The organism is Aliikangiella litoralis, from assembly GCF_052495765.1.
This window is the reverse complement of record NZ_CP199292.1, coordinates 583339-595415: the sequence shown is the minus strand read 5'-3', so window position 1 is coordinate 595415 and position 12077 is coordinate 583339. Positions and strand designations below refer to the sequence as shown.

Below are 12077 nucleotides of genomic sequence, written 5' to 3'. Positions count from 1 at the left end.
ATTATTATTGTTTGCTAACTAGCTAAGAAACTTTCAGTCGATAACTCAATTGGCTTAGGCTTTCATTTTAATCTGTGTTTATGTTGAAAACGTTTTTTACCAGCAAGATTGAGCAAACGTCTGAATTTAGGACATTCTAAATGACTAGGGGCAGGACAATTAGCAGCATGTCTAAGCCCGTCACGCATAGCCGTTAATTGTAGAATGCTTCTATCAAGTTCATCGGCTTTAGCCGCTAATCTTTCTCTATCAATATCAGGTCCTTTAGGAGTTAACATCGTAGCAATATTTTCAAGCGAGAAACCGACACTACGCCCCAAAGAAATTAAAGCAAGCTGCTCCAACACACTGTCACTATACTGTCTGCGTAAACCATTTCGGCCTATCGACTGGATCAGACCTTTTTCTTCATAAAACCGTAATGTTGAAGCAGGTAAACCTGAAAGCTTCACGACTTTTCCAATATCAATTATTTGTAATTTTTTCATTTTCACCTTGACTTCAAGTCAACTTGAACTTGTATCCTACATTGAACAACATCGAAGAACAATATAAATACTAGAGTGATTATTATGAACAAAAATTATTGGTTACAAAAATGGCGAAAAAACGATATCGCTTTTCATCAAAACATGGTTAATCCATTTCTGATAAAATACTTTAATCAGTTGCCTCTAACAATTGGTCAACGTATATTCGTACCACTATGCGGCAAAACAAATGATATCGCCTGGCTACTAACTAATGGCTACGAAGTTGTTGGAGCCGAACTCAGTGAACAAGCCATTAAACAACTATTTCATCATTTAAATATCTCGCCTCAAATATCTAAAATAGGTAATCTATCTCAATACAAAGCGCAAAATATAAAAATATTCGTTGGCGACTTATTTGATTTAACAACGGCAATACTACCTAATATTCATGCCGTTTATGATAGGGCAGCACTAGTCGCACTCCCTAAAGATATACGTATACAATACACCTCTCATCTGACTGACATTACTCAGAATACTCCACAACTAGTGATTACTTATGAATATGATCAAGTCAAAATGGATGGTCCTCCATTCTCAATAAGCGATGAAGAGATTTATTATCATTATGAAAAAAACTATGATCCTATTTTGTTGACAAGTATTGATGTTACTGGAGGACTAAAAGGGTTATGCGAAGCAAAAGAAAAAGCTTGGCTACTAAAAAGAAAATAGTCTTTAGCGCCTAAAAAATGGAACAAAAATAACAAGGCATCTCTAAACCTTGAATAGCACTCCCCGATGAAATATAGCTAAATCAATTATGGGGAGGCACTTTTCATCTAAAAATTTTATTATTAAATAACAAAGCCATACAGGAAACTACACTTCGGTTAATCTTGATAGAGGATATGAAGCTGATAGCTATGCAATTAGATTTTACGTTAAAAATTTATTTGAAAAAGAGTATGTATACCGTTTTGCAAGAGGCTCAGCGGAGATTAGCGCACCAACGACTTATGGCATATCATTAGATTACCGTTTCTAAACTCAATCTGGTAGCTTCCTCAACTTGATTATTACTGCCAGACATTCATGTAATTTTCAATGATATTTCTGTTAATAAAAACGCTAAAGCCCTTTATTAATTAAAGACTGATTATTCAACATTACCGATACACACATAACGAGTTTCAAGATATTCCTCAATTCCCCAATGTCCACCTTCTCTGCCCATACCGGATTCTTTAATGCCACCAAATGGAGCCAGAGCATTAGATAGAACACCTTCATTAATGCCAACCATGCCAAAAGCTAATTTTTCGGATAACCTCCATATACGGTTAGCATTATTGGTGTAAGCATAAGAGCACAGGCCATAGTTAGTTTGATTGGCCAATTGGATTACTTGGTCTTCTTGTTCAAAAGCAATAATCGAAGCGACTGGAGCAAAAATCTCTTGGTTAAAAATATCCATAAAAGGTTTAACACCAGTTAAAATGGTTGGTTGATAGAAATATCCACTGTTTTTAATCTTTTCTCCACCCAAAACAAGTTTAGCGCCAGAAGTAACCGCTTGAGCGACTAGCTTTTCAACTTTTTCGACAGCTTTAAGATTAATCAAAGGTCCAATCTGGGTCGTTTCATCTTGACCATCACCTATAGTCAACTCTGAAACCATCAGCCTAAGTCGCTCAACTAATTCATCATGGAGCGATTGATGAACAAATATGCGGTTAGCACTCACACATGTTTGGCCTGCATTACGAAATTTACTTCGCATAAGACCATCTAGTGCTTTATCAATATCTGCATCTTCAAAAATAATAAAAGGCGCGTTTCCACCAAGTTCCATAGATGTCTTTTTAACTGTAGAAGCACATTGAGAAAGTAATTTTTTACCCACCGCTGTTGAACCTGTAAAACTAAATTTAGCAACCTTTGGGTGAAGAGTTAATACTTCACCAATGGGCTGAGCATTGCTGCCAATCACCACATTAAACACCCCTGGTGGAATACCAGCTTGCAAGGAAAGTTCGGCTAAAGCTAAAGCCGAAAAAGGCGTCAACTCAGATGGCTTAACAATAAATGTGCACCCCGCAGCCAATGCCGCAGAAGCCTTACGTAAAAGCATTGCGCCGGGAAAATTCCAAGGTGTAATTGCAGAAACAACACCAACAGGCGTTTGTTGTACTAATGCCCGACGACCTTGCTGATTATTTGGCAACACACTCCCTTTAATCCGTCTACCTTCTTCTGCATACCATTCAATATAACTTGCGCCATAAGCAACCTCGCCTATTGCTTCATGAATTGGCTTGCCCTGTTCTGCGGTCATAATTTGAGCCAGATCTTGTTGATTATCCCTAATTAAGTCATTCCAGCTCTTGAGAATCACTGCACGCTCGTCAACAGTTTTTGACTGCCATACTTCGCAGGCAGCATAAGCAGAGTTTACCGCCATTTCTAATTGGCCTGGTGTCACCTCACTAACAGTACCAACTATTTGACCATTAGCAGGGTTTTCAACTTCAAAAACGGTTTCAGAAGTGAGCCATTGGCCATTAATAAAAGATGCATTCTTCAAAAGTTCAGGGTTGTTGAGCTGCACAGTAACTCTCTTAAATTATCTGGATTGTATGAGCCTTTTAAATGCAAAAGGCTCTAAATGTAGAAGTTAAGATTCTAGCCGTAAAACCACTTCATACCTAGACAAAAAAGCTAGATGGCCATACTTTTTTGACCTTAATCAATACTTACTTGCTATAAACTCCATCGAAATAATGTCAATTGTAGGCTCAATAGATATTTTCCTTTGCTAAATTCGAACAATATCTCATGTTTTTCAAACTTAATTTTGTAATCAATCGATTAACTCTCTTTGAAAAAGCTGCTGGCTTAGCGTAAAGCAAGAAAAACTAACTGGATTTTTTTATCTATTTAATCCTCTTTTTAGGTTAATTAACAAACAGTTGTACTTTTTACATTCGCTTATAATTTCTAAATAGATTGGTTTATAATAATCAATTAACTGACTAATAAAATACAATTCATGCCAAGATCCAACTTGATTACAGAAGAGGGCGCCACTCGTTTACGTAATGAGCTGGCTGACTTATGGAAAAATAAACGACCCGAAGTAACTCGCGCAATTACCGCTGCCGCTGCCGAAGGTGATCGTTCTGAAAACGCAGAATATATTTACCGAAAAAAACAGTTAAGAGAAATGGATAGAAGAATTCGTTACTTACAAAAAAGAACGGCAGAAATGCGCGTAATCGAACACAGACCACCCGATCAATCAAAGATATTTTTTGGTGCTTTAGTTGAGTTAGAAGACGAAGAAGGCAACCAATTTATACATCGTCTCGTTGGCTCAGATGAGTTCGACTACCGAGCAGAATATATCTCTATTGACTCACCTCTGGCCAGAGCTTTATTAAAAAAGCAGGTCGATGATGAAGTGGTTGTCAATTTGCCAGCGGGAAAAAAATGTTTTTATATCAATAAAATCAGCTACCCACTGTAAATTTGTAATATTCAAATTGTTAGCAGATTTGCAAAACGGTAAAACAAACCTGCCAATTTTTAAAAGTTATCTACTCAGTATTAATTGATTGAATAACTAGGGGGACGATCTTGCAAACCTTGTCCCCAACTTTGCTGCGGCGTATTGCCGAGATCAAACTCTAAAGTCATAGGCTGATTAATATACGATTCGTTTATCCAGCTCTGATTTGAAGGTTTACCATTAACAGTCAAACTTTGGATGTACTGATTTTCTGCCGAAGCATTTTCCGCTTTGATAGTTAAGTTACCTATTTTTACCTGCTTAAACAATGGACTGGTTAATACTAAATCGGCTTTACCTGGATACAACGGATAAATTCCCATAGATGAAAACACATACCAAGACGACATTTGTCCAGCATCATCTTGCCCTGGAATGCCTTTAGTGGAATTATTCCAAAGTTGTTCAATAGTAGCTCGAATAGTCTGTTGTGTTTTATCTGCTCGTCCGGCAAATAAATACATCCAGGGTGACACGATAGAAGGCTGGTTGGATACATCCGCATATTGACCACTATCTCTAAATAACACCCAACTACCATCTTCTTTATGGAAATGCTCATCAAGTCGCTTCACCATTAAATCATCGCCGCCTAATAATTGGCTTAGACCTTGCCCGTCAAAAGGTAACATCCATAAATACTGGGCCGGACTCCCTTCAACAAACAGCGACTCACTAAAAGGATCAAATTTATCTTTCCAACTACCATCCTTATTACGAGCCTGTATATACCCCAATGACTCAGTAGCATTTGGATTAAATAAATTCTTCCAATAGCCCGAACGCTTTAATAATGCATTTGACTCATCTTCTTTATGCAAACGTTTTGCAAGTTGTGCTAAAGCAAAATCAGCAGACACTTGCTCTAAAGTTTCTGAGGCTCCCTCCCAACTGTTCGACTGGGCAGAAATATAATTTAGCTTAAGCCACTGATCTAAGGAAGGTCTTTGACCACGACAAAACACAGGACACCCTACATCACTTAAGTCGAGCGACGTTGGCTCAGTAGCCGCTTGCCATAAGGATTGATAAGCACCATTCACATCAAAATCATTCGCACCAAAAGCAACAAAGTTAGCAATTGCAATTGTTGCTGGATCGCCACTCATCACTCCCGTTGCACCAGAATTATGTGTCCAACGATCCCAAACACCATTATTTTGTTTAGCTTGGTTAAATAAAGATTGCGCAATATCACTGGCACGTTTTTTATCAAGTAATGAAACTAATTGTAATTGTGAACGATAAACATCCCAGCCAGAAAAATTGGCATATTGATTAGTTTGTTTTCCTGTCACTTGATGCTTTTTTTGATCAAACCCCCAATATTCCCCATTAACATCACTAAAAATATTAGGATGAAATTGTGAGTGATATAAGGCAGTATAAAAAGTTTTAAGCTTTTCTTGATTATTAGATTCAACTTGCACTTTGCTTAAAGCAGTATGCCACTGTTGATAGGCCGATTGTCGAATAGTGTTAAACGAACTTGAAGCTTGTTGCTCTGCTTGTAAATTTTTACGTGCATTTTCGACGCTCACATAAGAAATGCCAACACGCAATACAACTTTTTGTTGTTCCTCGGTTTCAAACTCAACCCAAACACCAGAGCCTTTTCCTAGTTCTGGCACACCCCCTGTATTTAACTGACCTTCTTCAGCAGGATCTAACATAGTAGGACCTTTTCCGTATCCCATTCCACCTTTTGCAACAACTTTACCTTTTTTTACAGCATCATCTTCCCAAGCGCCTGTTGCCATAATTTTCTTATCTAGTTTCGCAACAAAGTGTAATGTATAGTAACTTCTCTGATTGTATTGTCCTAAGTAACCACAAAAGTTACCACTCGTTACTGAACCACTAATTTCATTTTTGTCTAGATCAACCTGAGTTTGTGCTTTTTCGCTACCTAATTGCGAATAAGAAGTTCTAAACAGTAGTTTAGCAGACTTATTTTTAGGAAAGCGAAACTGTGCGATCCCTGTTCGAGTGGTTGCCGCTAATTCAACATTAACACCATTATCTAACCCTACCTGATAATAACCCGGAATAGCCGTTTCATTTTGATGACTAAAGCCTGCACTATAATAAGCATCTAAATCATCAGTATCTGGAGAGTGTTTTACCGCATTAGTAAAAGGCAAAATCGGAATATCTCCAGAAGCGCCTAAACAGCCTGTTCCAGAAAGCCGAGTAAGCGAAAACCCCTTCACACGTGTTGCTCCGTAATTATATCCTCCTGCCGAAACAGGAATACGACGTTTCTCATCAACCACCCAGCGCTGAGAGCGTTTACTTTCAGCTAACATATCTGCTGAATAAACATGTTCAGGTCCAAAATTTAACATGCCATAAGGAACCACAGCCCCAGGCACAACATTAGCAGCTTGACGATGGTTATTAACCCCTTCAGTACCAATAAATGGATCAACATAATCGACAGGATTAGCAACCCAATTTTCACTTGCTACACTATTTTTTGCTAAATCTGTATTGGTTTTATCTGACTGATTATTTTGCCAACTACACCCACTTGTTATCAATAAAAGTAGTGCACCGCTCAATTTCAAATTTATTCTATTCATTTTTTATCCTGACTAAGTATTTTATCTAATACTTATTTAATCACTAATTCAATATACTTAAATTTTTAAGCTGCTATTTGAACTTCTTTCATAAACACGCCCTAATCAGAGTATTCTCAAAAACTAGCTACCAGAGCAATAGTTAACATTTCGCCCACTCATTTGGAACGTTCCAAATAAGTAATTAATATATATCATCACATGTTAGGATTCAAATACTTTTCGTTAATTACTTGTTGCCCAACTTTTCGATTATGGCGCTTAAATTTACTCGGTTACATTAATCAAAGCAAAATTTTTCAATTTTCTTTAAATATTTTTCATCCACCTTTCTATTGACATTTGCAGCTATTTATTTGATAGTTCATATTTGGAACGTTCTAAACAAAACCCAACTATAGCGCCTAGGCGTTAATTTTTTACTTTAAAATTGGAACGTTCCAATTATTTTAATAATATCATTTTTTCATTATGGGGTATTAGTATCATGGATCAAAATATTGTTGATAGTCGGGTATTCCGACTATCAAAACTATCAATTTTATTAAGTGCGCTCATTTGCTCTCCCTTATATGCCGCCGACGAAAATAGTGCGAAGAATAAAGAAATTAAAAGTACAAAAGTGGTTGTTACGGGTTCTCGAATTCAATCAGTGAATTCGCTAGCACCTAGCCCAGTCACATCCATCAGTGGTGAAGAACTAGAACTTACAGGCCATGTTAATGTGATGGATGCTCTCATGGATTTACCTAGTATTGCTGGTGGGTTAACCAATGAGACAGGTCATTTTAACTATGCGAATACAGGCATGAATACCGTTAACCTTAGAAATCTTGGTCATGAAAGAACATTGATTTTAATCAATGGTAGACGAGTTGTATCGAGTGATGTCGGTGAACTGTTATCTGACATGAACGCCATACCAACTTCATTAATTCACCGTATCGATATTACTACAGGTGGTGGCTCTGCAACTTACGGCTCAGGTGCAATTGCCGGAGTGGTCAATTTTATTTTAAAAGATGACTTTGAGGGTTTTGAAAGTGAAATCAGACGAAATCAGTCAGGTAAATCAGATAATCAAAGTGATCTTTTACGTTTTACACTTGGCGGTAATTTTAGTGAAAATAAAGGTAATGCGGTTCTTAATATCGAAAAATCAGATTCAGAAGGATTAGCCTCCCGCGACCGTGGTGTAACAGGTGTTAGATTTGATACCGATAAAAATGTTTTAAACCCACCTCAGCTTAGTTCATATGCACCTCACTGGAGATACGATATAGGTAATTTTCAAACTGGCTGGAGAGATGGTCAATTAGTCGATTGGAGTCTAGAAAATGATGGCTATCGACACGCCGACACACGAACAATTTCGACCCCCATCAAGCGACTGATTATTAATGCCACCAGTCATTATTACTTGCAAGATAATATCCGAGCTTTTGCCGAGTTTTCTTATGCTAAAACGAATACAGAAAACCCAAGTGATCTTTATTGGACAGGTTCACTTACTTCAAGAGGAGCCCCTATTTCTATCGACAATCCATTTGTTCCACAGGCGCTAAGAAACATTGCGTTAGCCAATAATGTGACAGAAATACACTATCGAGGACGCATTAATGAATATGGTCCAACGGGTTTTGAAGCAGAAAGAATTGTTACTCGTTTTGTCGCTGGTGTTGATGGCACCATTGCCGATGATTGGGACTGGGAAATAAGCTACAACTACGGTGAAGTGAGCAATGATCAGGAAGGCAAAGATGTTCACTCTCTCGCTTTTAAAAAAGCAACAGATGTTATTTTAGATCCAGTTACCAATGAACCAAGATGTCGTGATCAAGCATTCGTCGATATAGGTTGTGTACCCACCAATGTGTTTGCCCCATTCACGGATGAAGCAACCCGCTTTTGGAGTAATAAAACAACACTAGATGGAAAACTAGAACAAGAAGTAATGACGGCTTCTTTTTCTAATAACAACTTATTTGATTTGCCTGCGGGTAGTGTCGCGATTGCTGCTGGAATTGAGCATAGGCGAGAATATTCTGAAGAGCATCCTGACTCAACCACTTTATCGGGCATGAGTGGTGGTATTCAAATTGATGGATTAAAAGGGGAGTATGAAGTGGATGAATATTTTGTTGAAGTCGATATTCCAATTCTTTCCGATGTTTATCTAGCGAAGTCACTCGGACTTAATTTTTCAGGCCGAGGTTCAGATTATAGCCATACTGGTCGCAATGATAGCTGGCAGGTAGGAACACGTTGGCAAATCAATGATGAAATACTATTTCGGGCACAATACTCTGAAGCTTTTAGAGCACCAACAATTGCAGATATGTTTAATGGTAGTACACGTCAGGTGCTCTCTTTAGCCAATATCGATCCTTGTCATAACATTACAGAAACAACAGCTGGAGCGGGTGTTACGCCACAACAAGCCGAAGCTTGTCGGTTAATACCTGGAGTTGCCGCTGCTATAGCAAATGGTGGTACTTTTAATGGTGAACCTGAAAATGATGACGTTGAAAGATACTCTTATTTTGGTCCCTCTCCAGACTTAAAAGTAGAAAATGCTCAAACTCAAACAATTGGTTTTATTTATTCACCTAATTACATTGAGAATTTTTCAGTAGCAATGGATTACTACAGCATCAGTATCGATAACATTATCACAGGGGTTGGACAACGTTATAAAAATGAGCGTTGTTTAGAAGGACTCAATGAGTTTTGCCGAGCCGTTGAACGCGACAGTGAAACAGGTGTTATTCATACGATGTATAACTATGTATTCAATTTATCAGGACGAGAGGTGCAAGGGATAGATTTAGAACTCAATTATAAATATGACCTCATTGACTACGGTAGCTTAGGATTTAAATTACTTTATAGCCGAGTTGACCAACATAAAACAAAAGCACAACCTGAAGCAGAATGGATTAATGAATTAGATCAGCTCCCCTACTTTAAACAACGAGCTAATTTTTCAACAACTTATAAATATCAAGACTTAACACTAAATTGGAGTATGGTTTACCAAGGTTCAATTTTTGATAATAAAATAGCTAATTATTACAACAACCATGTCGATGCACAATTACTTCACAATGTTCAAGCAAGATATAACTTTGGAGAAGATAGTCGTCATCAGGTTTATTTAGGCGTTGATAATTTATTCGATCAAGATCCTCCATTTTTACCCGAAGGATATGCTAATGGTATTCCTCAGTCTGCGACGGCTGCACCTTATAGTCGAATAGGAAGAATGTGGTATTTGGGTAGCAAATTTTCATTCTAATTTTTATAGCAAATTAAAACAAAAAGAATTTATTTAGAGGACATAATCATGCACAAGACTATTTCGCTTGTTACCGCATTGAGTCTTACATTACTCGTTGCTTGTAACAGCTCAGATAAACCGCTCGAAGTAACACAACGAGAAACAACTGAGGTTTCAACAGAAGCGGCACTACGTAATATGGCCATTGATTCAGGTAATAGTATCGAATCACCCGATGCTGTTAATGTGCCAGATGCAGAACAAGTTGGTAATCTGATTGATGGTGATCTGGGTAGCAAATTTTTATCATTTGCACCGAATGCAACCGTTATATTTAGCGCGACGAAACCGTATATTTTGAAATCTTACAATTTAGTTTCTGCCAATGATGAACCCCAACGCGATCCGGTTAAATGGGTTTTAGAAGGCTCAGCAGATAAAGAGTTATGGATTCAAATAGAATCACAAAGTGAACAAAGCTTTGCTGGACGTACGGTTAAAAATGAATACCAACTCGACTTTAATGAAACAGCCTATCAACATTATCGCTTTTCCTTTACACACACAGGTGTTGATACCTATGGTAATAATATTCTCCAGTTAGCAGAACTTGAATTAATGGTTAAAGCAGATAAACCCATTGTTTCATTTAAAACCGATAAACCTCGTGTTGAAGTTGGTGAAGAAGTTGCTTTTCTCGATCAATCACTGGCTAACCCAACATCTTGGAGTTGGACATTTGAAGGCGGAACACCGGCAACCAGTACACAGCAACATCCGGTAGTAAAATTTTCATCCATTGGGCCTAAAAATGTCACTTTAGTTGCAACTAATGATAAAGGCAGTAATACATTAACTAAAGAGCATGTGATTTGGGTTTGGGATGCAGAATCACCGTGGGCTGGATTCCCTCAACCTGAAGTCAGTTTTAATAAAATTGATCCTGAACATCAAGCTCAAAAAGAACTTGAGCGCATCATGCCAGATCTTGAGCAGGTTATTCATCAAGTGTCATTAGGTGTTGCAAAAATTCTTTATAATGACGTCACGGAAATCAATATTTTTAAAACCTTGTCATTTGAAACGGGACACTATGATTATCCAGCAGCCAAAAGTGGTACTGATACCGATATGATTTTACAAATGGATTTAGATCATATTGCCAATATCTTAAATCAAGGTGACCAAGCATTAAGAAATGAAGTAATTGGTATGCTTTGGCACGAATTAACTCATGGATACTCAAATTCACCGAATACAGGACAGTATGCCACAGGTGATGAGTATCATACTTTTCTTGAGTCTGTTGCCGATTATGTACGCATTAAAGCAGGTTATAATGAACATAAACGTAACGGGGTCAAATGGGTTAACTCATGGAATGAAGATGCTTATAATCAAACATCATTTTTCCTTGAATGGGTACAAAACAGTCACCGAAGTATCGATTTCATAAAACTATTCAACCGAGCTGCCGGCGAACTTCCAGCCTGGAGTTTTGATGCTGCCTTCAAATCAATTTTAGGCGAAGATCGAGGAATAGAAACCTTATGGAATGAGTACCAGGTAGAATATTTGCAAAAAGTATTAGGCATTTACCCACCTTATCCAACACCTGTTGAAGGTTTTAAAAACTTTGCAGTTGATGAAGGAGTCATCATTTCTACTAATGCAACTGATATTGGCATTTGGAATGAAGGAGTTGATAAGTTAATTGATAATAATGTTACGTTAAAATTTAACGCGGTCATTGAAACCCCTTGGTGGATTCCTGAATATGCACCAAGCTTGTTACCGATTAATGAAGTAACCAATGTTGAAGTACTGATTGAAGTTACAGAAGAAACTATTCTTAATATTTATAGCATTTCAACAGGCAATGATAATCCTCAAAGAGATCCTACTTCATGGACTGTTTCTGGTTCAAATAATGGTGAAACCTGGACACAGTTAGATAGCGCACAATATCCAGAAACACCAGCCAGATTAACAACCTATCACTTTAATATTGAAAACAATACAAGCCCTTATCGTTTCTACCAATTTATTTTTGAAAACGCTCAAGAAGGTGATGGTATAGGTGGTGACGATGGACGCCTTGTTCAAATTGGTGAAATTGCTTTATTAACAGAAGAGTAAACAATAATTGAATCATGAATTTGATA

At 37.6% G+C, this 12077-nt stretch carries 7 protein-coding genes; 4 read left to right on the top strand and 3 right to left on the bottom strand.

From position 1 onward, the window contains the following. Nucleotides 1-62: 62 nt before the first annotated feature. The gene (locus ACT5E3_RS02615; RefSeq protein ID WP_444996764.1) at nt 63-488 is read right to left on the bottom strand and encodes a helix-turn-helix domain-containing protein; all 426 of its coding nucleotides are present in this window, start codon (nt 486-488) and stop codon (nt 63-65) included. Between the two features lie 84 nt (nt 489-572). Between ACT5E3_RS02615 and tmpT the strand changes: the two genes are divergently transcribed. After that, entirely contained in the window at nt 573-1211 is a 639-nt protein-coding gene (tmpT, locus tag ACT5E3_RS02610) for a thiopurine S-methyltransferase (protein WP_444996763.1), read from the top strand. A 424-nt stretch (nt 1212-1635) separates the two neighbouring features. Here tmpT and ACT5E3_RS02605 read toward each other — a convergent pair whose 3' ends face one another. Continuing rightward, entirely contained in the window at nt 1636-3087 is a 1452-nt protein-coding gene (locus ACT5E3_RS02605; protein WP_444996762.1) for an NAD-dependent succinate-semialdehyde dehydrogenase, read from the bottom strand. A gap of 441 nt (nt 3088-3528) precedes the next feature. Between ACT5E3_RS02605 and greB the strand changes: the two genes are divergently transcribed. Next, the gene (gene greB, locus ACT5E3_RS02600) at nt 3529-4005 is read left to right on the top strand and encodes a transcription elongation factor GreB (protein WP_444996761.1); all 477 of its coding nucleotides are present in this window, start codon (nt 3529-3531) and stop codon (nt 4003-4005) included. A gap of 80 nt (nt 4006-4085) precedes the next feature. On the opposite strand, the gene ACT5E3_RS02595 is transcribed toward greB, so the two are convergent. Further along, nucleotides 4086-6632 carry a GH92 family glycosyl hydrolase gene (locus tag ACT5E3_RS02595; protein ID WP_444996760.1) on the bottom strand — a complete coding sequence of 849 codons (2547 nt, stop codon included), beginning with the start codon at nt 6630-6632 and terminating at the stop codon, nt 4086-4088. 487 nt (nt 6633-7119) lie between these two features. Here ACT5E3_RS02595 and ACT5E3_RS02590 point away from each other — a divergent pair, with 487 nt between their 5' ends. Continuing rightward, on the top strand, nt 7120-9930 hold the full coding sequence (locus ACT5E3_RS02590; RefSeq protein ID WP_444996759.1) for a TonB-dependent receptor domain-containing protein: 2811 nt from the start codon (nt 7120-7122) through the stop codon (nt 9928-9930). 48 nt (nt 9931-9978) lie between these two features. Then, the gene (locus tag ACT5E3_RS02585) at nt 9979-12051 is read left to right on the top strand and encodes a basic secretory protein-like protein (protein WP_444996758.1); all 2073 of its coding nucleotides are present in this window, start codon (nt 9979-9981) and stop codon (nt 12049-12051) included. Nucleotides 12052-12077 lie beyond the last annotated feature (26 nt).

Bases quoted from the DNA above. Each gene is read 5' to 3' on its own strand.
- ACT5E3_RS02585 (WP_444996758.1), top strand. From the start codon at position 9,979: ATGCACAAGACTATTTCGCTTGTTACCGCATTGAGTCTTACATTACTC.
- ACT5E3_RS02595 (WP_444996760.1), bottom strand. From the start codon at position 6,632: ATGAATAGAATAAATTTGAAATTGAGCGGTGCACTACTTTTATTGATA.
- tmpT (WP_444996763.1), top strand. From the start codon at position 573: ATGAACAAAAATTATTGGTTACAAAAATGGCGAAAAAACGATATCGCT.
- greB (WP_444996761.1), top strand. From the start codon at position 3,529: ATGCCAAGATCCAACTTGATTACAGAAGAGGGCGCCACTCGTTTACGT.
- ACT5E3_RS02590 (WP_444996759.1), top strand. From the start codon at position 7,120: ATGGATCAAAATATTGTTGATAGTCGGGTATTCCGACTATCAAAACTA.
- ACT5E3_RS02615 (WP_444996764.1), bottom strand. From the start codon at position 488: ATGAAAAAATTACAAATAATTGATATTGGAAAAGTCGTGAAGCTTTCA.